This is a genomic window from Streptomyces sp. NPDC047061 (genome assembly GCF_040643955.1).
In the GTDB taxonomy this organism is placed as follows: Bacteria; Actinomycetota; Actinomycetes; order Streptomycetales; family Streptomycetaceae; genus Streptomyces.
In genome coordinates this window covers 61,124-84,199 of the sequence record NZ_JBEYVI010000042.1, presented here as the reverse complement: position 1 = coordinate 84,199, position 23,076 = coordinate 61,124, and the positions used below count along the sequence as shown (strand labels likewise).

Here is a 23,076-nt window from a genome sequence, read left to right as displayed (position 1 = left end):
CGAGGTCATAGATGACTGAGCGTCAGAATGCCGAAGGCAAGCGGGAGAAGGACCGGCCGTGGCTCATGCGCACGTACGCCGGACACTCCACGGCCGAGGCGTCCAACGAGCTGTACCGGCGCAACCTCGCCAAGGGCCAGACCGGCCTGTCGGTGGCGTTCGACCTGCCGACGCAGACCGGCTACGACCCCGACCACATCCTCGCCCGCGGCGAGGTCGGCCGGGTGGGCGTGCCCGTCTCGCACCTCGGTGACATGCGCCGGCTGTTCCAGGACATCCCCCTGGAGCAGATGAACACCTCGATGACGATCAACGCCACCGCCATGTGGCTGCTGGCGCTCTACCAGGTCGTCGCGGAGGAGCAGGGCGCGGACATCACCAAGCTCCAGGGCACGACCCAGAACGACATCGTCAAGGAGTACCTGTCCCGGGGGACGCACGTCTTCCCGCCGGGGCCGAGCCTCCGGCTGACGACGGACATGATCGCGTACACGGTCTCCCACATCCCGAAGTGGAACCCGATCAACATCTGCAGCTACCACCTGCAGGAGGCGGGCGCCACGCCGGTCCAGGAGATCGCGTACGCGATGTCCACCGCGATCGCCGTCCTCGACGCCGTGCGCGACAGCGGCCAGGTGCCGCAGGAGCGCATGGGTGACGTCGTCGCCCGTATCTCCTTCTTCGTGAACGCGGGCGTCCGGTTCGTCGAGGAGATGTGCAAGATGCGGGCGTTCGGCCGCATCTGGGACCAGATCACCCGCGAGCGGTACGGCATCGAGGACGCCAAACAGCGGCGGTTCCGGTACGGCGTCCAGGTCAACTCCCTGGGTCTGACCGAGGCGCAGCCGGAGAACAACGTCCAGCGGATCGTGCTGGAGATGCTCGCGGTGACGCTGTCGAAGGACGCACGCGCACGTGCCGTGCAGCTGCCGGCCTGGAACGAGGCGCTCGGGCTGCCGACGCCCTGGGACCAGCAGTGGTCGCTGCGGATCCAGCAGGTGCTCGCCCATGAGAGCGACCTTCTGGAGTACGAGGACATCTTCGAGGGCTCGCACGTCATCGAGAAGAAGGTCGCCCAGCTGGTCGGGGACTCCCTCGCGGAGATCGACCGGATCCAGGAGATGGGCGGCGCGATGGCCGCCGTCGAGTCGGGCTATCTGAAGTCGCAGCTGGTCTCGTCCCACGCGGAGCGGCGGGCCCGGATCGAGTCCGGGCAGGAGAAGATCGTCGGCGTCAACATCTTCGAGACGACCGAGCCGAACCCGCTCACCGCCGACCTGGACACCGCGATCCAGACGGTCGACCCGGCGGTCGAGGCGAAGGTGGTGGCGGCGATCGGGCACTGGCGCGACACGCGCTACCAGCCGCCGTTCAACCACCCGCGGCCCTGCAAGGCCCTGGAGCGGCTGAAGGAGGCCGCCAAGGGCACCGGCAACCTCATGGAGGCCACCCTGGAGTGCGCCCGCGCGGGCGTGACGACCGGTGAGTGGGCCGGGGCGCTGCGGGAGGTGTTCGGCGAGTTCCGGGCGCCCACCGGGGTGTCCTCCGCTCCCGTCGCCGTCCCCGTCGAGGCGGGCTCGGCGCTCGCCGAGGTGCGGGCCAAGGTGGACGCGACCGCCCGCGACCTGGGCTCCGGCAAGCTCCGCTTCCTGGTCGGCAAGCCGGGCCTGGACGGGCACTCCAACGGTGCCGAGCAGATCGCCGTGCGGGCCCGGGACGCCGGCTTCGAAGTCGTCTACCAGGGCATCCGGCTGACGCCCGAGCAGATCGTGGACGCGGCCATCGCCGAGGACGTGCACGCGGTCGGCCTGTCGATCCTCTCCGGGTCGCACGCCCAGCTGGTCCCGGACGTCCTGGAACGACTCCGTGTGGCCGGTGCCACAGATATACCGGTGATCGCCGGTGGCATCATCCCGAATGGTGACGCCGCGCAGCTCAGGGAAGCCGGAGTGGCCGCGGTCTTCACCCCGAAGGACTTCGACATCACCGGAATCATCGGCCGCATCGTCGACGAGATCCGGAAAGCGAACAAGCTCGACCCCCTGGAGGTCCCCGCATGACCACGCCCGTCAACCGGCTCCGCCCGCGGCGCTCCTGCCTGGCCGTGCCCGGCTCGAACCCCCGCTTCCTGGAGAAGGCGCAGGGTCTCCCGGCGGACCAGGTCTTCCTGGACCTGGAGGACGCGTGCGCGCCGCTCGCCAAGCCCGGGGCGCGGCACACCATCGTCAAGTTCCTCAACGAGGGCGACTGGACCGGCAAGACGCGCGTGGTCCGCGTCAACGACTGGACGACCGAGTGGACGTACCGTGACGTCGTGACCGTCGTCGAGGGCGCCGGCCAGAACCTCGACTGCATCATGCTGCCGAAGGTCCAGACGGCCCAGCAGGTCGTCGCGCTCGACCTGCTCCTCACCCAGATCGAGAAGACCATGGGCTTCGAGGTCGGCAAGATCGGCATCGAGGCACAGATCGAGAACGCTCAGGGCCTCAACAACGTCAACGAGATCGCCACCGCTTCCCAGCGCGTCGAGACGATCATCTTCGGCCCGGCCGACTTCATGGCGTCCATCAACATGAAGTCGCTGGTCGTGGGCGAGCAGCCGCCCGGCTACCCGGCGGACGCCTACCACTACATCCTGATGAAGATCCTGATGGCCGCCCGCGCCAACAACCTCCAGGCGATCGACGGCCCCTACCTCCAGATCCGCAACATCGACGGCTACCGCGCGGTCGCCCAGCGCGCAGCGGCCCTCGGCTTCGACGGCAAGTGGGTGCTGCACCCGGGCCAGGTCGAGGCGTCCAACGAGATCTTCTCGCCGTCGCAGGAGGACTACGACCACGCCGAGCTGATCCTGGACGCGTACGACTACTACACGTCCGAGGCGGGCGGCAAGAAGGGCTCCGCGATGCTCGGCGACGAGATGATCGACGAGGCCAGCCGCAAGATGGCCCTGGTCATCTCCGGCAAGGGCCGGGCCGCCGGGATGACCCGTACGTCGAAGTTCGAGATCCCGGAGGGCTGAGCGCGATGCAGTTCGGACGCACGTACGAGGAGTTCGAGGTCGGGGCGACGTACAAGCACTGGCCCGGAAAGACGGTCACGGAGTACGACGACCACCTGTTCTGTCTCCTCACCATGAACCACCACCCGCTCCACATGGACACGAACTACGCCGAGAAGACGACGGACTTCGGCAAGAACGTGGTGGTCGGGAACTACATCTACTCGCTGCTGCTCGGCATGTCCGTACCGGACATCTCGGGCAAGGCGATCGCCAACCTGGAGATCGAGTCGCTCAAGCACGTGGCGCCGACCTTCCACGGCGACACGATCTACGGCCAGACGACCGTGCTCGACAAGTGGCCGTCCAAGTCGAAGAACGACCGCGGGATCGTCTACGTCGAGACCAAGGGCTACAAGCAGGACGGCACGCTCGTGTGCATCTTCCGCCGCAAGGTGATGGTGCCGACCGAGACGTACATCAAGGAGCGCGGCGGCGAGCAGCCGGGCCGCCCCGAGCTGAAGGAACAGGGGAAGTAAGCGATGGCCCGTCTCGCCCAGACCGCCGGTCTGACCGACGTCCAGCAGGAGATCCTCTCCACCGTCCGCGACTTCGTGGACAAGGAGATCATCCCGGTCGCCACCGAGCTGGAGCACCGCGACGAGTACCCGCAGGCGATCGTCGACGGCCTCAGGGAGCTCGGCCTCTTCGGCCTGATGATCCCCGAGGAGTACGGCGGCCTGGGCGAGTCCCTCCTGACGTACGCGCTGTGCGTCGAGGAGATCGCCCGCGGCTGGATGTCCGTCTCCGGGATCATCAACACGCACTTCATCGTGGCGTACATGCTCAAGCAGCACGGCACGCAGGAGCAGAAGGAGCACTTCCTGCCGCGGATGGCGGCCGGCGACATCCGGGGCGCGTTCTCGATGTCGGAGCCGGGGCTCGGCTCGGACGTGTCGGCGATCACCTCGAAGGCGGTGAAGGACGGCGACGAGTACGTCCTGAACGGCCAGAAGATGTGGCTCACGAACGGCGGCACGTCGTCCCTGGTGGCCGTCCTCGTCCGGAGTGACGAAGGACACCCCGAGGGCACAGCCCCCCACAAGTCGATGACGACCTTCCTCGTCGAGAAGGAGCCCGGTTTCGGAGAGGTCCGCCCCGGCCTCACCATCCCCGGAAAGATCGACAAGATGGGCTACAAGGGTGTCGACACCACCGAGCTGATCATGGACGGGCTGCGGATCCCGGCCGATCGGGTGCTCGGCGGGGTCACCGGCCGAGGTTTTTACCAAATGATGGACGGAGTCGAGGTCGGCCGCGTCAACGTGGCGGCGCGCGGCTGCGGTGTCGCCCAGCGCGCGTTCGAGCTCGGCGTCCGGTACGCCCAGCAGCGTCACACTTTCGGCAAGCCGATCGCCCAGCACCAGGCCATCCAGTTCAAGCTGGCGGAGATGGCCACCAAGGTCGAGGCCGCGCATGCCATGATGGTCAACGCTGCACGCAAAAAGGACTCCGGGGAACGAAACGACCTCGAGGCAGGGATGGCGAAGTATCTCGCCTCCGAGTACTGCAAGGAGGTCGTGGAGGACGCCTTCCGGATCCACGGCGGCTACGGCTTCTCGAAGGAGTACGAGATCGAACGCCTCTACCGTGAGGCGCCGATGTTGCTGATCGGCGAAGGTACCGCCGAGATCCAGAAAATGATCATCGGGCGAAGGTTGCTCGAAGAGTATCGATTCCAGGGCTGATTGTCCCGGTACGGGGTGTTTTCTTCGAGAAGAAGATCACACCCCGTCAACGGTCTTCGGCCGCCGACTCGTCTTCCTGGCTTGCCCAGTTGTGGCCCCCGACCGGTACGATCCCGGAAAGCCGCCGTCCCCGTATCCTGCGCGGCATCATCCGCTACGAAGGTCATCCATGCCCCACAGCCAAACCTCTGCACATCGAGACAGCCTGGCCGGCGTACGCCTCGCGCGCGGAGCATCGCCGTGGCTTCTCCCGACCGTCGCCACCGCAGCCGTCAGCCTGCTCCGCGCCCGTCGCTCCGGCGCCGCCAAGGCCGTCGCCCTGCCCGCCACCGCGCTCGCGGCGGGCATGCTGTGGTTCTTCCGCGACCCCGAGCGTGAGATCGCCCAGGGCCGTGTCATCTCCCCTGCCGACGGTGTGGTGCAGAGCATCATGCCGTGGAAGGACGGACGTACCCGCGTCGCCATCTTCATGAGCCCGCTCAACGTCCACGTCAACCGCGCGCCCCTCTCGGGCCAGGTGACGTCGGTGGAGCACATCCCCGGTGGCTTCGTTCCCGCCTTCAACAAGGAGAGCGAGAACAACGAGCGCGTAGTCTGGCATTTCGACACCGAACTCGGCGACATCGAGATGATCCAGATCGCCGGCGCGGTGGCCCGCCGTATCGTCCCCTACGTCCCGCAGGGCACGAAGGTCGAGCAGGGTGACCGCATCGGTCTGATCCGCTTCGGCTCGCGCGTCGACATCTACCTGCCGGAGGGCGTGAAGGTCGCGGTCGAGGTCGGCCAGAAGACCGTGGCTGGGGTGACTCGCATTGACCGTGATTGATCCTGAGACCCAGGCGGGCTGGGTGCCCGAGGCCGACGAGATCGGCGAGGACGAGGAGGAGATGCCCCTCTCTCTCCGCCTGTCGATAGCGGACACCCTCACGCTGGGCAACGCCACGTGCGGCTTCATGGCGGTGTACTTCACCACCACCGGCATCCTGATCCCGCACCTCACCGGGGACGACCAGTCGGCCGGCATGGCACGCCACAGCGCCGCCACCGCGGTCATCCTCATGCTCTGCGCGGCGGTCTTCGACCTGTTCGACGGCCTGGTGGCACGGAAGCTGCGCTCCTCCCCCATGGGCGCGGAGCTGGACAACCTCTCCGACCTGATCAGCTTCGGCCTCGCACCGGCGTACTTCGTGCTCGTCTACGGCATGGTGGCCGACGACGCGTACCAGAAGGTCGCCGCCGTCGGAGCGGTCGTGGTGCTCCTCGCCGTGGTGCTGAGACTCGCGCGCTTCTCGTGCGTGACGCCGCCGAACGGCATGTTCCAGGGCATGCCGAGCCCCTTCGGGGCGCTGACCGTCGTCTCGATCGTCCTCCTGGAGCTGCCGTTCTTCGCGACGCTCCTGGCGATCCTCGGCACGGCGTGGCTGATGGTGAGCCGGGTCGAGTACCCGAAGCCGCGCGGCCGCCTCGCCGGGGCGATGCTGGCCTGGATCGTCCTCTCGATGGGCCTCCTGGCGGCCTGGGCCTTCGACGCCCCCGGCGGCCAGCTGCTCCTCCAGACCGGCTGCGCGCTGCAGCTGGTGATGGGCGCGGTGATCCCGCTGTTCGCCACGGCCCGCCGGGTGAACAACTTCCGCGACAACAGGCGCGAGGCGCGGACGGCCCAGCTGCCCTGACGTTCCGCGTACCGCCGACGGGTGTGGCCCGAGCCTTCGAGGCTCGGGCCACACCCGTTTCGCGTTCAAGGGCGTACGGCGTTGGCCATTGACCGGTCAACCACCCCTCGCCGGGGCCGAGTTGCAGGGGACCGGGCAGGAGAGGACGGTGGAATCGGGTTGAATTTTACGGGGATTTGTCCCCATTCGGGGATGGGGATGACCCGCCTCTTACGGATCGGAGGACAGCCATGCCCGCACCCACCCCCAAGGACTACTCGGTCCCGCACGTCTCGAAGATCCCGGCGAACGAGGGCGACACCGTCAGTCTCTTCGTCCGGGAGTACGACGGCACCCAGGGCAACCAGCCTCACGAGGTGGTACTGATGCTCCACGGCAGGAGCGTGCCGGTCCTCGCCGGGTACGACCTGACGGTCCCCGGGTCCGCCATCGACTACAACTGGGCACAGGACCTGGCCAAGCACCACTACGACGTCTTCATGATGGACCTGCAGGGCAACGGGCGGTCGCCACGCCCGAAGATGGACGAGCCCCGCAACGCCAGCCCGGCACAGCGCAGCGTCCTGTCGCCCAATCCGCTGTCGCCCCCGTACACCGGGCCGCCGCTGTACCCGCACCAGCTGAGCAACACCGACAGCGAATGCGCGGAGCTGGCCACCGTGGTCGACTTCATCAGGTCGCTGCCCGGCAGGAACAAGCCGATGGACTTCATCGGCTGGTCCGCCGCGGCACCGTCCATGGGGCCGTACACCCTCCAGCACCCCGAGATGGTCAAGAGCCTCTTCCTGCTCGCCCCCGTCTTCCCGCCTGCAGGGCGGTGGTCGGGCGACCCCGCGGACCCCTTCGCGATCCCGCCGGGCACCCAGCTGCCGGTCTCCGAACCGCCCACCCTGTACGGCTTCCCGATGTTCGTCAGCAGCAAGCAGGGCTTCGTGGACGCGTGGAACCGCGAGCAGGGCGACCCACCCCAACGGGAGCCCGGCATGGAGGACAGGGTATGGGCCGCCATGATGGCGAACGACCCTGTCGGCAGCACATGGGGCCAGAAGCTGCCGTCCGGCGCGTACGAGGGCATCCACCGGTTCCGGAACCCCTACTTCTGGGGCTGGACCAAGGAGACGGTGCCCTACCAGGACGCGCTGGCCAACTACATCCTCGGTGACCGGGTTCCCGTCGCCATCGTCTACGGGGAACTGGACAAGACGGCCAACACCCAGCCGAACGTCCCGGTTCCCCCGCCCCTGCGCTTCTCCGTGCCGGCCCTCTACAAGGCGATCGGAGGGCCCGAGAAACTGATGTTCGAGCTGGAGGGTGCGGGACACTCCGTAGTCTGGGAGCGCCCCGCCACGATCGTGCACGAGATCGCGTTCCAGTGGCTCCACAACAAGCACAAGGTGTGGGGCCTCACGAGCGGCAGCTACTACCGAGACTCGACAGGTGTCCTGACGCCGGTCTAGGCCGCCCTCAGCAGAGCCAGGCCGCCCTCAGCAGAGAAAGTCCCGCGCGATCTGCTCCGCCACCCGCTCCAGGATCGGCCCGGCGTCCGCGATGCACTTCACCACGTCGGGTTCGACCTCGGTCAGCGGGTAGGCGCGGCGGATCCCGGCCCGGCCGAGCGCCGCCGGCGGCAGGGCGAGGCGGCCGCAGACCGCCACGACCTCCTTGTCGGCGGCGCGGGCCGCGGCCGCCACTCCGGCCGGTGCCTTTCCGTGCAGGGTCTGCTCGTCCAGCGAGCCCTCGCCCGTGATCACCAGCGACGCCCGCTCCAGCGCGGGCGCGAAGCCCAGGACGTCGAGCATCACCTCGATGCCGGGCCGGAAACGGGCGCCGAGCAGCAGGGCGCCGTATCCGATGCCCCCGGCCGCCCCCGCGCCCGGCGCGGTCGCGTACCCGGCGGTGCGCGGACCGGCCTCGGCCTCCACGACCTTGGCGAAGTGGCTCAGCGCCTCGTCCAGGGTCGCCACGTCGTCCGGCGAGGCCCCCTTCTGCGGGCCGTACACGGCGGGCGCGCCCTTGGGGCCGGTGAGCGGGTTGTCGACGTCGCTGGCGAGGACGAGGTCGACGTCGGACAGGCGCGGGTCCAGGCCGGACAGGTCCACGCGGGCCAGGTCGGCGAGACCGCCGCCACCCGGCGCAACAGGTTCGCCGTCCTCGTCCAGGAACCGCGCCCCGAGCGCCGACAGCATCCCGGCGCCGCCGTCGGTCGTGGCGCTCCCGCCGACCCCGAAGACGATGGTGCGCGCACCCGCGTCCAGTGCGGCCCGCAGCAGCTCTCCGGAGCCGTACGTGGAGGCCGTCAGGGGTGCGAAGACACCGCGGGGCAGTCGCTGCAGGCCGCTCGCCTCGGCCATCTCCACGACCGCGGTGTCGCCGCGCAGCGCGAACGCGGCGGTGACCTCCTGCCCCAGCGGACCGGCGACCTCCCGCTCGTGCCGTTCGAATCCGGCCGCGACGGCCGCGGCCACCGTGCCGTCCCCGCCGTCCGCGACGGGCAGCGCCTCGACGTCGAGGCCCGGCACGATCCGCCTGAGCCCCGCCGTGACCCGCTCGGCGACCTGCACGGCCGTCAGCGAGCCCTTGAACTTGTCCGCGGCGATGAGCACGCGCTGTGTCACCTGTATCCCCTTGCTCTCCGGGCCTCGTGCACGTCAAGGCCAGTCGCGCCGCTGTGACCTTAACCGGAGGACACCCTCCCCGTCATGCCCGGCCCGAAGCCTGGGCAGGGGCTGGGAACCGGCTGGGAGGACAGGACACCGGAAAACGGGTACACCACAGCCATGAGCAGTCTCGGACCTCCGGTACCCGAGTTCGCCGACCGGGTGCTCGGCGGCTGGCTCGGCCGGATCGCGGGCAACATGCTCGGCAAACCGGTCGAGCAGGGCGACGTGTGGACCCGGCAGCGCATCGACGGCTATCTGCGACGGGCCGCCGCCCTGCCGCTCACCGACTACCTCCCCGAGCCCGCCGACGAGAGCGACGCCCGCGCGCTGCGCCCGGAGTGGCGCCAGTGCGTGCGCGGCCGGATCCACGGCAGCTGCCGCGACGACGACGTCGACTACGCGATCCTCGGCCTGCACCTCCTGGAGACCCACGGCTTCGGCTTCAGCACCGAGCAGGTCGGCGAACTGTGGCTGCAGAGGCTGCCGTACCTGCAGACCTTCACGGCGGAACGGGCCGCCTACCGCAACCTCGTCAACGGGCTGAGACCGCCCCTCACCGCCACCTACGACAATCCCTACCAGGAGTGGATCGGCGCCCTGATCCGCGCCGACGTCTTCGGCTGGACCTGCCCCGGCGACCCGCGGCGGGCCGCCGCCCTCGCCCGCCGCGACGCGGTGCTCTCCCACTCCGGGAACGGGGTGTACGGCGCGATGTGGGCCGCCGCGCTGATCTCGGCGGCGTTCACCGCGCCGACGGTGCGGCAGGCGGTCGACACCGCGCTCACCGTCGTACCGGCGGGCTGCCGGCTGGCCAGGACCGTGCGCCGGGTCGTCTCCCTCCACGAGACCCGGCTGAGCTGGGAGGACACCCTCACCACCGTCTCGGCCGAGACCTCCGGCCTCGGCTGGATCCACTCCGTCCCGAACGTGGCCGTCCTGACCGCCGGGCTGCTGTACGGCGACGGCGACTTCACCCGGACCATCGCCCTCACCGTGCGCGGCGGCCTGGACACCGACTCCAACGGGGCGACGGCCGGTTCGGTGGCCGGGGTGCTGACCGGCGCGGCGGCCGTCCCGGGCCAGTGGAAGGACCCCCTGGAGGACACGGTCCGCAGCGCCGTCCTCGGCTTCGACGGGGCCCGCGTCGGCGAGCTGGCGGCACGCACCGTACACGTCGCCCGGACCGGCAGCGGGTCCGCACTCGCTACGCTTCCCGAGTGACCACGACTGACGCCTACGCCGCGTACATCGCGAGCCTCCCCCGGATCCTCGCCGGGGCCGCCGCCCTCTTCCGGGACACGGAGGGACGGGTTCTGCTCGTGGAGCCCAACTACCGGGAGGGCTGGGCGCTGCCGGGCGGGACCGTCGAGTCCGACGACGGGGAGACCCCGCGCCAGGGCGCCCGCCGGGAGACCCTGGAGGAGATCGGCCTGGACCGGGAGATGGGCCGGCTGCTGACGGTGGACTGGGTGCACGGCGCCGGACGTCCGCCGATCGTGGCCTACGTGTACGACGGCGGTGTCCTCGCCGACGCGGACCTCGGGGCGATCAGGCTCCAGGAGGAGGAGCTGCTGTCCTGGCGGCTGGTGCCGCGCGAGGAGATCACCGCCCACCTCCCGGGTTCGCTGGGCCGTCGCGTCCTGGTCGCGCTGGACGTACTGGCCGAGGGCACGGGCCCCGCCGAGCTGGAGAACGGCAACCGCGTGGGGTGACCGGCCGGACCGATATCCGCTCGCCGCCCGCACCGGCCCCGCCCTACCCTCGAACACATGACCAAGCCCCTCGTCGCCATCCTCAGCGGCGCCGGTATCTCGACCGACTCCGGGATCCCCGACTACCGCGGCCCGAACGGGCTGTGGCGCAAGGATCCCGAGGCCGAGAAGCTCGTGACGTACGAGTACTACATGGGCGACCCGGAGATCCGGCGCCGGTCCTGGCAGATGCGGCGCAAGAACCGGACGCTGAAGGCCGAGCCCAACGCGGCGCACCGGGCCGTCGCCGAGCTGGAGCAGGCGGGGACACCCGTACGGGTGATCACGCAGAACGTCGACGGGCTGCACCAGCTTGCCGGGATGCCCGCCCGCAAGGTGCTCGAACTGCACGGTTCGGCGCGCAGTGTGGTGTGCACCAGGTGCCACGCCCGGGGATCGATGGCGGACGCGCTCGCCCGCGTCGAGGCCGGCGAGGAGGACCCGCCGTGCCTGGAGTGCGGGGGCATCCTCAAGTCGGCGACCGTGATGTTCGGTGAGCGGCTCGACCCGGACGTCCTCGGCGAGGCCCTCGCCATCAGCAAGGCGTGCACGGTGTTCATCGCCGTCGGGAGCAGCCTCCAGGTGCAGCCGGCCGCCGGACTCGCGGGCGTGGCCGCCGACCACGGCGCCCGGCTGGTCATCGTCAACGCGGAGCCCACGCCGTACGACGAACTCGCCGCCGAAGTCATCCGCGAGCCCATCGGTACCGCGCTGCCCAAGCTGGTCCATCGGCTGAGCGCGGAGAACGACTCCTAGCGGTTCCTGGGCCCGGGCGGGGCGCACCTGCGTCACGACGACATCCAGGTCCTCCGGGCCACGGATCCGGTCAGAAGAGGCCCTCTCCCCGTTCGAAGTCCAGCAGGCGCTGCTTGCGGGGCAGGCCGCCGCCGTAGCCGGTGAGGCCGCCGTTGGCGCCGATGACGCGATGGCAGGGCACGATGATGCCGACCGGGTTCTTCCCGTTGGCGAGGCCGACCGCGCGGGAGGCCTGGGGGTTGCCGAGGGCCTCGGCCAGTTCGCCGTACGAGCGGGTCTCGCCGTAGGGGATCAGGCACAGCTGCTCCCAGACGCTGCGTTGGAACGGAGTGCCGTTCAGGCACAGTTCGACGGTGAACTCCTTCAACTCGCCCGCGAAGTAGGCGGAGAGCTGGTCCTGGGTCTCGGCGAAGAGGTCGTCGTCGCGGGTGCCGAAGGTCTCCTCCGGTGGGCGGTGGCGCTGGTCCTCCATGTAGAGGCCGCAGAGGGTGCCGTCCTCGGCGACCAGGGTGAGGGGGCCATAGGGGCTGTCGGTCACGGTGTGGTTCTTCACGGCAATGTCCTTGAACGTGCTTACACGGGCAGGAAGTTGATCGGGTGGCTGTCGGTCGCCCACAGGTACTGGACGGCGTAGGCCCGCCAGGGGCGCCAGGCCGCCGCGCGTGCGGTGAGCGCGGCCGGGGTACCGGGCAGGCCCAACTCCTGGGCGGCGCGCCGGATTCCGAGGTCGGTGGGGAGGAAGGCGTCGGGGTCGCCGAGGGCGCGCATGGCGATGACGTCGACGGTCCACGGGCCGAAGCCGGGGAGGGCGAGGAGCCTGGCGCGCGCCTCGGCCCAGTCGCTCTCGACGCCCAGGTGGAGGGTGCCGTCCGCGAGTTGGCCCACCAGGGTGGTGAAGGTGGTGCGGCGGGTGCGGGGCATCGCCAGGGAGTCGGGGGGCGCCTCCGCGAGCGCCTCCGGGGACGGGAAGAGGTGGGTGAGGCCGCCCTCGGGGTCGTCCACCGGGGTGCCGTGGGCGGTCACCAGGCGGGCCGCGTGGGTGCGGGCGGCGGCCGTGGAGACCTGCTGCCCGAGCACGGCCCGGACGGCGAACTCCGCCTCGTCGACGGTGCGCGGCACCCGACGGCCGGGCGCCTTGTCCACCAGCGGCGCCAGGAAGGGATCCGTGCGGAGCTGGTCGTCGATCGCCACCGGGTCGGCGTCCAGGTCGAGCATGCGCCGGCAGCGGCTGATGGCGACGGGCAGGTCGCGCAGGTCGCTGAGGGTGAGCCGACAGGCGATGTGGTCGGGCTTCGGGGCGAGGGCGGCGATGCCGTGGCCGTACGGCAGCCGCAGGGTCCGCCGGTAGGCGCCGTCCCGCCACTCCTCGACGCCGGGTACGGCGGTGGCCGCAAGGTGGCCGAAGAGGTTGTCGGGGTTGAGGGGGGCGCGGAAGGGCAGGCGGAGGGTGAGTGCACCCGGGGCTTGATGCGCCGACCTGGGGCGCCGGTCGCGCAGTTCGCTCGGGGAGAGCGCGAAGACCTCGCGGACGGTGTCGTTGAAGGTGCGGATCGAGGAGAAGCCGGCGGCGAAGGCGATCTCCGCCATCGGCAGGGCGGTCGTCTCGATCAACAGGCGGGCGGTCTGGGCGCGTTGGGCCCGGGCCAGGGCCAGCGGGCCGGCGCCGAGTTCGGCGAGCAGCTGGCGCTCCACCTGCCGGGCGCTGTAGCCGAGACGGGCGGCGAGGCCGGGTACGCCCTCGCGGTCCACGACCCCGTCGGCGATCAGCCGCATGGCGCGGGCGACCAGGTCGGCGCGCTGGTTCCACTCCGGGGAACCGGGGCTGGTGTCGGGACGGCAGCGCTTGCACGCCCGGAACCCGGCCTGCTGGCAGGCGGCCGCACTCGGGTAGAACGTCATGTTCTCGGGTTTGGGCGGTACCACCGGGCAGCTGGGCCGGCAGTAGATGCGGGTGGTCAGGACGGCCGTGAAGAACCAGCCGTCGAACCGCGCGTCCTTCGACTGCACGGCCCGTACGCAGTGCTCGCGGTCGTGGTGCATCCCTTTCTGCATGGATCCAGCATCGGCCACCGGGTGGGGCCGATGCTGGCGGAAATCCGACACGAAGGTGGGCTGGCCTCCGGGAGCCTTCGGCCCTCAGCCGAAGTAGTGGTCCTGGTCGAGGTCGGCCAGCAGCCCGGGCTGCTCTGGCTGCCAGTCGTACCGCTTCCGGGTGGCGGCGCTCGACGTGGGATTGTCGTTGCCGACGAAGCGGGCCAGCCAGCCGAAGTGGCCGGCCGCCTCCTCCGGTGCCAGGGACACGACCGGCAGGTCGAGCCGGCGGCCGATGACCTCGGTGATGTCTCGGAGCGTGACCCCCTCGTCCGCGACCGCGTGCAGCACCGCGCCGGCCGGGGCCGTCTCCACGGCCCTGCGGTAGAGGCCGGCGGCGTCCAGGCGGTGCACGGCCGCCCAGCGGTTGGTGCCGTCACCGACGTAGGCGGCGGCGCCCTTCTCGCGGGCGATACCGATCAGGTGCGGGACGAAGGCATGGTCGCCGGCTCCGTGCACCTGGGGGAGCCGGATCGCCGAGACCCGTACCCCCCGGTCGGCGAGGGCCAGGGCGGAGCGTTCCGCCTCGGCCCGGTGGACGCCGGGGCCCGCCCGGTCGGGCCCGTCCTCCTCGGTGCCGAGGCGGCCCGGGGCGAGGAGGCCGGTCACGGAGGTGACGACGAGGGGCCGGCCGGACCCGGCGAGCGCGTCACCGAGGGCCCGCAGCACGCCGAGTTCGGTACGGAGAGCACCCGGCATGTCGGAGAAGTCGTGGTTGTAGCCCGTGTGGACCACCCCGTCCGTCGCGGCCGCCGCGATCCGCAGCCCGTCGACGTCGTTCAGGTCGCCCCGGTGCACCTCCGCCCCCACCTCCTTCAGGGCCGCCTCGGCCGCGTCCGAGCGGGCGAGGCCGAGCACCTGGTGGCCGGCGCCGAGCAGTTCGCGGACCACCGCGCTGCCGATGAAACCGGTGGCGCCGGTGACGAACACACGCATGACAGATCACCTCACGGAGAGTGAATGTGTTGGGATGACTCCAGCGTGCGCCCAGCCCGGACCCCGGGTCCAAGACCTGTTCCGCACCCGGTGATGCCCGTCCGGTCATGACCGCAGCTCACGGCGGCCGGAGTAGAGTCGACGGGTGCCCGATTCCCTCGTACCGCCGGTGGACCTGGAGCTGCGCCTGGTGCGCTACTTCACCGTGGTCGCCGAGGAGTTGCACTTCGGCCGCGCCGCCGACGCGCTGCATCTGGCCCAGCCGTCGCTGAGCCGTCAGATCCGGCGCCTGGAGCACCAGCTGGGCGCCCGGCTGCTCGACCGTACGCCGCGCGGGACCCGGCTCACCGAAGCCGGGGCGGTCTTCCTGCCCCAGGCCAGGGAGCTGCTGCGGACGGCGGGCCGGGCCGCCGCGAGTGCGCGCTCGGCGGCCGCGCAGGGCACGTTCACCGTCGGCTACACCACCAACATGATCGTCACCCCGGCCGTGCGCGAGCTGCGCCACCGCCACCCGGCGGCCGACGTCCGCACCCTGCACGTGGACTGGAACGAACCGCGGGACGCACTGCTCGACCACCGGGTCGACGTGGTGGTCACGCGGCTCGTGTTCTCCGCCGACGGCCTGGACATCACGGTCCTCTACGACGAGCCGCGCGTCCTCCTGGTGCCGCTCGGCCACCGGCTGGCCGGCCGGGAGTCGGTCACCCTCGCCGACTTCGCCGACGAGCCGCTCCCCCGCTTCACCGGCTCCGACCGGATCGGGGCGAATCCCCCCGGCCACACCAACCTGGGCCCCGTGGTGGAGACCCTGGAGGACAAGCTGGAGCTGGTCGCGAGCGGTGAGGTGGTGTCCCTGGCGCCGGCCGGGTTCCGCGGCAACGTGCGGCCGGACATCGCCCTCGTCCCGGTCGTGGACGCGGGCCCCGTCCAGGTGGTGCTGGCCACGCGCACGGGCGACCGCCACCCGCTGGGCGCGGCGTTCCGCCGCGCGGCCGAGGCGCGTCTGGTGCCCGACGGGAAAGTCACGCCGCGCGTGCGGGACTCGGTGTGAAGCGAGTCCCGCACGCGGGATACGGCACCGGCCGCGCCGGTCAGCCCAGGTCCGTGCCCGTGTCCGCCGAGTCGTCGCGCGCCACGCACAGCGCCCAGATGATGAACCCGGACAGCGCGATCATCACCACGGACCAGACCGGGTAGTACGGCAGGGACAGGAAGTTGGCGATGATCACCAGCGCGGCGATGGCCACACCGGCGCCGCGTGCCCACGCGGCCGGCTGGAAGAGGCCGATGCTGACGACCACGGCGATCACGCCCAGGACCAGGTGGATCCAGCCCCAGCTGGTGAGGTCGAACTTGAACACGTAGTTGGGGGTCGTGACGAAGACGTCGTCCTGGGCGATCGCCATGATGCCCCGGAACACGGCGAGCAGTCCGGCGATCAGGAGCATGACGCCCGCGAAGGCGGTCAGTCCGCCGGCCCACGCCATCTTGGCGGTGTGCTGGTGCGGGTGGTGCGCGGGATGTGTGGCGGTCATAGGGCTGCCTCGATTCGTTCTCGGAGGGGGTGCTCAGCGCCCGTGGGCGGTGGGCACCGAGCCGGAGCGCTCGGCCGGCGGGTAGTCGCTCAGGACCAGTGCCTTGGCCTTGCGGAACTCCTCGTCCGAGATGTCACCGCGGGACTTCATCTCGGAGAGCTTGGCCAGTTCGTCGACGCTGCTGGTCTGGCCGGGGCCGCCCTGGGCGGTCTGCCGGATGTACGACTCGAACGCCTTCTGCTGGTCGCGGGCCTGGGTGATCTCCCGCTGCCCCATGCCCTTGCCGCGGGCGATCACATAGACGAGGACGCCCAGGAAGGGGACCACGATGCAGAGGGCCAGCCAGCCGGCCTTGGCCCAGCCGCCCATCGAGTCGTCGCGGAAGATGTCCACGATGACCCGGAACAGCAGGACCAGCCACATGATCCACAGGAAGAGCCACAGCATCGTCCAGAAGGCGCTCAGCAGCGGATAGTCGTATGCGAGGTAGGTCTGCGCGCTCATGTACGTCCTCCGTCCACGGCGCCGGCCGGTCGGCCGCGCCCTGCGGTCCCAGCGTGCGCACGGCGGGCGCCGGGGTTCCTCACCCGGGGCGGGTGATCGTGCGCCGCTCCCGGGTCGGCGGCCCCGTCACTCCGGCAGGCGCCGCATCTCGACCACCCGCAGCCCCAGGGACAGACAGCGGTTCAGCAGGCCGTACAGATGCGCTTCGTCGACGACGGGACCGAACAGGACCGTCTCGCCGGACATCGTCACGTGTTCCATCTCCGGGAAGGCCCGGGTCAGCAACTCCGACATGGTCCCTTCGACGCGGATCTCGTAGCGCATGAGCCGTCTCCCGCCGCGGGTCTGCTGCGGTCTGTCCAGTGATCCTGCTCCTCGCGGCCGCCCGCCGGCCTCACCCGGCGCAGGTGAACCGGGGGCCGGGGCGGGCGGCGGTCACAGCAGTCCGCGTTCGCGGGCCCGGCGCACCGCGTCGCCGCGCCGGCCCACGCCGAGTTTCCGGTAGATGCTCTTGAGGTGCGTCTTCACCGTGTTCACGGAGACGTACAGATCGGCGGCGATCTCCTGCGTGGACATCATCTGCGCCAGCCGGCCGAGCACCTCGCGCTCCCGGCCGCTGAGCTCCTCGACGAGCAGCGGCGCGGAGTCTCCGCGGCCGTCGCCGTGCAGCCAGCCCGCGGCCAGGCCGTGCAGCGGCGGGGTGTCCAGGAGGCGGCGGATCCCCGGCCCGGCATCGAGGAACGGGCGCCGCAGCCGGTCCCGGCGTGCCTCCAGCAGGGCTCTGGCGAGCAGCTTGCGGGCGGTGCCGGTGTCCCCCGCGTCGGCCGCGGCGCGGGCCCGTACCAGGGTGGCCCGGACCGTGACCCCGGGGCCGGTCCCGTCCTCCGCGCACAGCCGGTCGGCCGTCTCGACGGCTTCCTCGCACCGGCCGGCGGCGAGCCGTGCCCACGCGACGTCCGCGGCGCACAGGGGTGCGCCGGGGTGATCGATCCCGTCCAGCACCTCGGCGGCCGGGCCGGCCCGTCCCTCGGCGAGCAGGGCGGCCGCGCCGGCCAGGGCCGCGTTGGCGCGGGCCCAGGGCGAGGTCACCTGGGTCCGTACGACCGGGTCGGCGGCGTGCGCGGCGGCATCCGGGTCGCCGAGGGCGAGGTGCAGCCGGCTCGTCGCCAGGGCGCGGCACGCCTCGGTCACCGGGTCGGGTACGCCGGGTCCGGGACCGTACTCGGCGGCCTCGGCCAGCAGGGCCCGGGCCCGCTCCAGCTCGTCGCGGTCGACGGCCACGGCGGCCAGCACCAGCTGTCCGAGCCCGGCGCCGGGGAACGGGCGCCCGCCGCAGTGCCGCGTCACGTCCGTCGCGGCCAGGGCCCGGCTCTCCGCGCGGTCGGGCCAGCCGTCGAGGTAGTCGAGCAGTGCCAGATGCCCGAGACAGTCCTCCCGGCGCAGTTCGGTCAGGGCGGCGCCGGGGAGGTCGGCCACCTCGGTCAGGGCGGCGCGGGCCGCCTCGAAGTGCCCTGCCCACACCCGGGCCGAGCCCAGCTGGGTGAGGAGCAGGGCGGTGAGTTCGGGATGCCTGTCGAGGAGGTGGGCGGGCACCTCGCGGCGCAGTCGCGCGGCCGCGGCCGTCGCCTGTTCGGCGCGGTCCGGGGAACCGGTCAGCCTGGCCGCCAGGGATTCCAGGAGCTCGCAGCTCAGCCGGCCGGCGGCGGTGGTCGCGCCGGGGTTCAGGGCGCCGGGGTTCAGGCTCTCCTCGGCGCGGCCGAGGTGGGCCAGGCCGTGGTCGAGATCGTGCTCGGACAGCTCACGGGCCGCGCGCACCAGGTCCACGTCCGCTCCGCCGGCCTCCGGGCCCATCCCGGAGAACAGCTCGGTGAGGTCGTCGGCGCGCGGGCCCGTGAGAAGCCGGCCGATCGCCAGGTCGTCGACGAGGGCGCCCGCGGCGCACTCCCAGTCGGCCGCCGCCGCGCCGTGGGCCAGCGCCTCGGGCACCGCGCCGTGGGCCCGCAGCCACCAGGCGGCGCGCCGGTGCAGTTCGGGTTCCAGGCCCGGGGTGCGCGCCCGCAGATGGACCCGGAGGATCTCCCCGAACAGCGGATGCAGCCGGTAGCAGGAGTGCCCGAGGTCCTCGACGAAGGCGTTCTGCCGGCACAGCCCGGCCAGCAGCGGCCCGGCGTCGGGGCGGCCGGTGAGCGCCTCCGCCAGCTCGGGGCCGAACCGGTCCAGGACGCTGACCCGCAGCAGCAGGTCCCGCGTCCGGGACGGCTGCCGTCCGACCACCTCGGCGAGGAGGAAGTCGGCGATGGTGCTGTGCCCGGCCTCGAACTCCTTCAGGTACGTCTCCGGATCCGTGCTCTGCTGGGCGGCCAGGGCGCTCAGGCGCAGTCCGGCCGCCCAGCCCCGGGTGCGCTCCACCAGGGCGCGGGCGGCGTCGGCGGGCAGCCGCAGGCCGTGCCGGGCCAGCAGGTCGGCCGCCTCCTCGGGGGTGAAGGCCAGCTCGTCGTTCCTGATCTCGGTGATGGCCGCCGCCGCCCGGTAGCGGTGCAGGGGCAGCAGGGGTTCGGTGCGGGTGACCAGGATCAGCCGCAGTCCCCGTCCGGCGTGGTGGAGGACGAACTCCAGCTGCTCGGCCGTCTCCGGGGCGGTCTGCCGGTCGAACTCGTCGAGGACGAGGATCGCGGGCCGGTCGCGGCCGTTCAGCTCGTCGGCGAGGCGGCCCAGCAGCCGGTGGTCCACCATGCGGACGCCGCCGGGAGAGCCGCCGATTCCGGCGGGCAGCGGTGTTCCGGCGGTGTGCAGGGCGTGCAGGACATGGGCCCAGAACATGCCGGATCCCTGGTCGCCCGCCTCGTTGGTGAGCCAGGCGACCGGTCGGCCGAGCCCGGCCGCCCAGTCGGCGACGAGAAGGGTCTTACCGGCTCCGGCGGCGCCGTTGACCATGGTCAGCGGGGTGTCGAGGGCCTGGCCGAGGTGGGCGGTCAGCCGGGGCCTGCGGACGAAGGTGGCGGGTCTGGCCGGGACGGCGAACCGGGTGCGCAGAAACGGCTCCCCCAGTGGATCGGCGTACCCGACGGCCGGTCCCCGTGTGCTGTCGTCCCTCGCGGTCACAGAGATCACCTCCCGGGTCCGGTCGGCCGTGGTCGGCGCTCCACACGATCAGGATCCCAGTGTCGGCGCCGCCGCGCAGGGCGCACGGGGGCCCGCGGCCCGGCATCAGGGCAGCTGCGCGTCCGGGTCCCGGCCGGGCGGCGGGCTGCCGAGGCGGGTGGCGAGGAACGGCTCCTGGGCGAGGACCGCCCCGGTGCTGACGCTGACGGTGGCGGTCAGGCAGATCACGATCAGCCAGGACAGCAGCACGAACACGGAGCCCACGGGGCCGTACTCGGCGACGGTGCGGTCGAGCGTCCTCGGCATGTACAGCTGGGCGGTCGCGGCCAGGGCGGTGAGGGCGGCCGCCGTGAGCAGGGCGCCGGGCAGCAGGGGCCTCCAGGTGATCCGGCCGCCGAGGAGCAGGTGCTGCGTCCACCACCACAGGCCGGTCTGGCAGACGAGGGTGACCGGTACGCCCAGCCAGACGCCCAGACCGAAGCCGTTGCGCAGCGTGCCCTGCACGAGCAGGGCGGCGATCCACAGGGCGAGCCAGGCCACCCAGCGCCAGGGGGCGATCCGGATGCCGCCCCGGGGGACCTCCCAGGCGCGTTTGCACAGCCGCTGCACGGCCCGGCTGACGGCGGTGGCCGAGATCAGCACCATGAGGCCGCCGACCACGCCGGTGGTCTGCCGCAGGCTCTCGTTCGGCGGCTGCATCAGCTGCTGGACTCCGGTGTCGATCGGGCCCGACAGTCCGAAGACCGAGCGCATGGAGTGGAGCAGCTGGTCCCGGACGACCGGCGGGGCGTACGCGGCGAAGACGAAGAGCAGCGGGACGGCGGTCAGGAAGCACTGGGCGGCCAGGCGGGTGGCGGTGTCGAAGATGTTCACGGACACCATGCGGTCGGCGAGGTGCGTGACGACCGGGAAGCGGGTCTCCGCCCGCCGGTGCGCGGCCTTCGCGGCGCCGACCAGACGCGCGGCCCGCGCCCGCCACCGGGACACACCGGCCCCGGACGCGGTGGATCCGGATGCGCCGGACCCGGATGCACCGGACCCGGGTGCGGCGGGCCCTGACGTGCTGGACCCGGATCCCCCGGACCCGGAGCTGGGCTCGGACCTGCCAGCCCCGGACACGCCAGCCCCGGACCCACCAGCCCTGGACACGCCGGACCCGGACGTGCTGGACCCGGAGCCGGATCCGGATGCGCCGGACCCGGACCCACCGGACCCGGACCCACCGGCTCTCGCCCCGCCGGACCCGGACGCGCCTGCCCGGGACCCGCCCTGCGGTCTCCGCCCGCTGGTCGGCATCGCCTGCTCCTTTCCCTGCCGTCCAGGGTGCGGGGCGGGCGGTGCGACGGCACCCCGTGCCGGGCGGTGCCGGGCGGTGCCGTCAGGGCAGCTGCTGGGCGAACGCCTCGTAGGCCCGCTCGTCGAAGAGCACGAATCGCACCTCCTCGACGGCGGTGTCCGCGTCCCGGACGGTCTCGACCGCGATCCGGGCGCCGTCGTCCATCGGCCAGCCGTAGACGCCGGTGGAGATGGCGGGGAAGGCGACGGTGCGGGCGCCCAGCTCGTCGGCCCGTTTCAGGGACTCGCGGTAGCAGGAGGCCAGCAGCTCGGAGCGGTCCAGGCTCTGGGAGTGGACGGGGCCGACGGTGTGGATGACCCACCGGGCGTCGAGGTCGCCGGCCGTGGTGGCGACGGCCTGTCCGGTGGGCAGGCCCTTGCCGTAGTGCGAGGCGCGCAGCTCCCGGCACTCCGCGAGGATGGCGGGGCCGCCGCGGCGGTGGATGGCGCCGTCGACGCCTCCGCCGCCGAGCAGGGAGGAGTTGGCCGCGTTGACGATGGCGTCGACGCTCTGCCGGGTGATGTCGCCCTGGACGAGGGAGATACGGGTCATGACTGTCGCAACCTCCTCCACACGGCCTTCGCCGCGTTGTGCCCCGACATGCCGTGTACGCCCGGTCCGGGCGGGGTGGCGGACGAGCAGATGAAGACGGCCGGATGCGGGGTGCCGTACGGGTGCAGGGACAGCTTGGGGCGCAGCATGATCTGCAGGCCGGAGACCGCGCCGGTACCGATGTCGCCGCCGACGTAGTTGGCGTTGCGGGCGGCGAGTTCGGCGGGTCCGGCGGTGGCGCGGGCCAGCACGCGGTCGCGGAACCCCGGGGCGAACCGCTCCAGTTGACGCTCCATCACCTCGGTGAGGTCGCCGATCCAGCCGCTGGGCACATGGGCGTAGGCCCAGAACACCTGCTTGCCGTCGGGGGCACGGCCCGGGTCCACGACGCTCGGCTGCACGGTGATCATGAACGGCCGGTCGGGGGCGCGGCCCTCGCGGGCGGCGGCGCGCAGGGCGGTACCGATCTCCGCGCTGTCCGCGCCGATCTGCACGGTTCCGGCGCGGCGGGCCTCCGGCGCCGTCCAGGGGACCGGCCCGTCCAGCGCGTAGTCGATCTTGAAGACGCCCGGGCCGTACCGGTAGCCCTGGTAGTAGGTGCCGAAGCCGGCGATACGGGCCAGGGCGGTGGGCGAGGTGTCGAAGATGTACGACCGCGCGGGCGGCAGGTCGTCGAGGCGCTTGACCTCGTAGTCGGTGTGGATCGCGCCGCCGAGGTCCTTGAGATACGCGGCGAGGGCGTCGGAGATGGCCTGGGAGCCGCCTCGGGCCACCGGCCAGCCGCGGGCGTGCGCGGCGAGCGCGAAGACCAGGCCGACGGCGCCGGTGGCGAAGCCGCTGAGCGGGGCCATGACGTGGGCGACGAGTCCGGCGAAGAGGGTGCGGGCCCGCTCCTCGCGGAAGCGGCGCAGCAGCAGGGTGGCGGGCGGCAGCCCGGCCAGGCCGAACCGGGCGAGGGTGACCGGGTCGCGCGGCAGCGAGGTCAGCGGCAGGGACATGAAGTCCCGGGCCAGGGTGTCCCACTTGGGCAGGAACGGCTCGACCAGCCTGCGGTAGGTGCCCGCGTCACGCGGCCCGAAGGAGGCCGCGGTCTCGGCGACGGAGCGGGCCAGCACGGCCGCGCGGCCGTCGGGGAACGGGTGCGCCATCGGCAGGTCCGCGTGCAGCCACTCCAGGCCGTACCGCTCCAGGGGCAGGGCGCGGAACGCCGGTGAGTTGATGCCCAGCGGGTGGGCCGCGGAACACGGGTCGTGCCGGAAGCCGGGGAGCGTGAGCTCCTCGGTGCGGGCACCGCCGCCCACGGTGTCCCTCGCCTCGAAGAGCGCCACGGAGAAGCCGCGCCGGGCCAGCTCCACGGCGGCCGTCAGGCCGTTCGGCCCCGCCCCCACCACGACCGCATCGAGCATCGACGGCACCTTCGGACCCCTTCGT

22 protein-coding genes are annotated in these 23,076 nt (G+C 72.0%); 11 read left to right on the top strand and 11 right to left on the bottom strand.

Going from position 1 to position 23,076, the window contains the following annotated elements:
• Nucleotides 1–11: 11 nt before the first annotated feature.
• From ABZ887_RS41005 to ABZ887_RS40975, 7 genes are all read left to right on the top strand, one after another.
• Nucleotides 12–2,060 carry a protein meaA gene (locus ABZ887_RS41005; RefSeq protein ID WP_361301924.1) on the top strand — a complete coding sequence of 683 codons (2,049 nt, stop codon included), beginning with the start codon at nt 12–14 and terminating at the stop codon, nt 2,058–2,060.
• A complete protein-coding gene (locus tag ABZ887_RS41000) occupies nt 2,057–3,022 on the top strand; it encodes a CoA ester lyase (RefSeq protein ID WP_361301921.1) in 966 nt (321 codons plus the stop codon). Before ABZ887_RS41005 ends, ABZ887_RS41000 begins: the two co-directional genes overlap by 4 nt.
• A 5-nt stretch (nt 3,023–3,027) precedes the next feature.
• A complete protein-coding gene (locus tag ABZ887_RS40995) occupies nt 3,028–3,540 on the top strand; it encodes a MaoC family dehydratase (protein ID WP_217547894.1) in 513 nt (170 codons plus the stop codon).
• 3 nt (nt 3,541–3,543) lie between these two features.
• Nucleotides 3,544–4,749, top strand: a complete 1,206-nt coding sequence (locus ABZ887_RS40990) for an acyl-CoA dehydrogenase family protein (RefSeq protein ID WP_361301917.1) — start codon at nt 3,544–3,546, stop codon at nt 4,747–4,749.
• Between the two features lie 169 nt (nt 4,750–4,918).
• Entirely contained in the window at nt 4,919–5,575 is a 657-nt protein-coding gene (locus ABZ887_RS40985) for a phosphatidylserine decarboxylase (RefSeq protein WP_361301914.1), read from the top strand.
• A 22-nt stretch (nt 5,576–5,597) separates the two neighbouring features.
• Nucleotides 5,598–6,422, top strand: a complete 825-nt coding sequence (pssA, locus tag ABZ887_RS40980) for a CDP-diacylglycerol--serine O-phosphatidyltransferase (protein WP_361301968.1) — start codon at nt 5,598–5,600, stop codon at nt 6,420–6,422.
• A gap of 230 nt (nt 6,423–6,652) precedes the next feature.
• On the top strand, nt 6,653–7,879 hold the full coding sequence (locus ABZ887_RS40975) for an alpha/beta fold hydrolase (RefSeq protein WP_361301911.1): 1,227 nt from the start codon (nt 6,653–6,655) through the stop codon (nt 7,877–7,879).
• A 27-nt stretch (nt 7,880–7,906) separates the two neighbouring features.
• On the opposite strand, the gene ABZ887_RS40970 is transcribed toward ABZ887_RS40975, so the two are convergent.
• Entirely contained in the window at nt 7,907–9,043 is a 1,137-nt protein-coding gene (locus ABZ887_RS40970) for a glycerate kinase (protein ID WP_361301965.1), read from the bottom strand.
• Nucleotides 9,044–9,199: 156 nt separating this feature from the next.
• Between ABZ887_RS40970 and ABZ887_RS40965 the strand changes: the two genes are divergently transcribed.
• Genes ABZ887_RS40965 through ABZ887_RS40955 form a run of 3 tightly spaced genes read left to right on the top strand, consistent with a single transcriptional unit; the run spans nt 9,200 to nt 11,589 of the window.
• Nucleotides 9,200–10,303 carry an ADP-ribosylglycohydrolase family protein gene (locus tag ABZ887_RS40965; protein ID WP_361301908.1) on the top strand — a complete coding sequence of 368 codons (1,104 nt, stop codon included), beginning with the start codon at nt 9,200–9,202 and terminating at the stop codon, nt 10,301–10,303.
• Entirely contained in the window at nt 10,300–10,794 is a 495-nt protein-coding gene (locus ABZ887_RS40960; protein WP_361301905.1) for an NUDIX hydrolase, read from the top strand. The genes ABZ887_RS40965 and ABZ887_RS40960 overlap by 4 nt, the downstream gene beginning before the upstream one ends.
• Nucleotides 10,795–10,851: 57 nt before the next feature.
• Nucleotides 10,852–11,589, top strand: a complete 738-nt coding sequence (locus tag ABZ887_RS40955; protein ID WP_361301902.1) for a Sir2 family NAD-dependent protein deacetylase — start codon at nt 10,852–10,854, stop codon at nt 11,587–11,589.
• 70 nt (nt 11,590–11,659) lie between these two features.
• On the opposite strand, the gene ABZ887_RS40950 is transcribed toward ABZ887_RS40955, so the two are convergent.
• The 3 genes from ABZ887_RS40950 to ABZ887_RS40940 all read right to left on the bottom strand — a co-directional run bounded on the left by ABZ887_RS40950 (nt 11,660) and on the right by ABZ887_RS40940 (nt 14,616).
• Nucleotides 11,660–12,142 carry a methylated-DNA--[protein]-cysteine S-methyltransferase gene (locus ABZ887_RS40950; RefSeq protein WP_361301899.1) on the bottom strand — a complete coding sequence of 161 codons (483 nt, stop codon included), beginning with the start codon at nt 12,140–12,142 and terminating at the stop codon, nt 11,660–11,662.
• A 20-nt stretch (nt 12,143–12,162) separates the two neighbouring features.
• Entirely contained in the window at nt 12,163–13,641 is a 1,479-nt protein-coding gene (locus ABZ887_RS40945; RefSeq protein WP_361301896.1) for an AlkA N-terminal domain-containing protein, read from the bottom strand.
• Nucleotides 13,642–13,725: 84 nt separating this feature from the next.
• The gene (locus ABZ887_RS40940) at nt 13,726–14,616 is read right to left on the bottom strand and encodes an SDR family oxidoreductase (protein ID WP_361301893.1); all 891 of its coding nucleotides are present in this window, start codon (nt 14,614–14,616) and stop codon (nt 13,726–13,728) included.
• A gap of 145 nt (nt 14,617–14,761) precedes the next feature.
• On the opposite strand from ABZ887_RS40940, the gene ABZ887_RS40935 reads away from it, so the two are divergent.
• Nucleotides 14,762–15,667 (top strand): LysR substrate-binding domain-containing protein, encoded by a 906-nt coding sequence (locus tag ABZ887_RS40935; protein ID WP_361301890.1) that lies wholly within the window; start codon nt 14,762–14,764, stop codon nt 15,665–15,667.
• Between the two features lie 40 nt (nt 15,668–15,707).
• On the opposite strand, the gene ABZ887_RS40930 is transcribed toward ABZ887_RS40935, so the two are convergent.
• From ABZ887_RS40930 to ABZ887_RS40900, 7 genes are all read right to left on the bottom strand, one after another.
• Nucleotides 15,708–16,151 carry a hypothetical protein gene (locus tag ABZ887_RS40930; protein ID WP_361301887.1) on the bottom strand — a complete coding sequence of 148 codons (444 nt, stop codon included), beginning with the start codon at nt 16,149–16,151 and terminating at the stop codon, nt 15,708–15,710.
• A gap of 33 nt (nt 16,152–16,184) precedes the next feature.
• Nucleotides 16,185–16,655 carry an SHOCT domain-containing protein gene (locus tag ABZ887_RS40925; RefSeq protein ID WP_361301884.1) on the bottom strand — a complete coding sequence of 157 codons (471 nt, stop codon included), beginning with the start codon at nt 16,653–16,655 and terminating at the stop codon, nt 16,185–16,187.
• Nucleotides 16,656–16,781: 126 nt separating this feature from the next.
• Complete coding sequence (locus ABZ887_RS40920; RefSeq protein WP_361301881.1) at nt 16,782–16,979, bottom strand: hypothetical protein; 198 nt, start codon at nt 16,977–16,979, stop codon at nt 16,782–16,784.
• Between the two features lie 111 nt (nt 16,980–17,090).
• Nucleotides 17,091–19,757, bottom strand: a complete 2,667-nt coding sequence (locus ABZ887_RS40915) for a LuxR C-terminal-related transcriptional regulator (RefSeq protein ID WP_361301878.1) — start codon at nt 19,755–19,757, stop codon at nt 17,091–17,093.
• A gap of 105 nt (nt 19,758–19,862) precedes the next feature.
• A complete protein-coding gene (locus ABZ887_RS40910; RefSeq protein WP_361301875.1) occupies nt 19,863–20,744 on the bottom strand; it encodes a YhjD/YihY/BrkB family envelope integrity protein in 882 nt (293 codons plus the stop codon).
• Between the two features lie 391 nt (nt 20,745–21,135).
• Nucleotides 21,136–21,645 carry an O-acetyl-ADP-ribose deacetylase gene (locus ABZ887_RS40905; protein ID WP_361301872.1) on the bottom strand — a complete coding sequence of 170 codons (510 nt, stop codon included), beginning with the start codon at nt 21,643–21,645 and terminating at the stop codon, nt 21,136–21,138.
• Complete coding sequence (locus tag ABZ887_RS40900; protein WP_361301869.1) at nt 21,642–23,051, bottom strand: NAD(P)/FAD-dependent oxidoreductase; 1,410 nt, start codon at nt 23,049–23,051, stop codon at nt 21,642–21,644. Before ABZ887_RS40900 ends, ABZ887_RS40905 begins: the two co-directional genes overlap by 4 nt.
• Between the last annotated feature and the right edge of the window lie 25 nt (nt 23,052–23,076).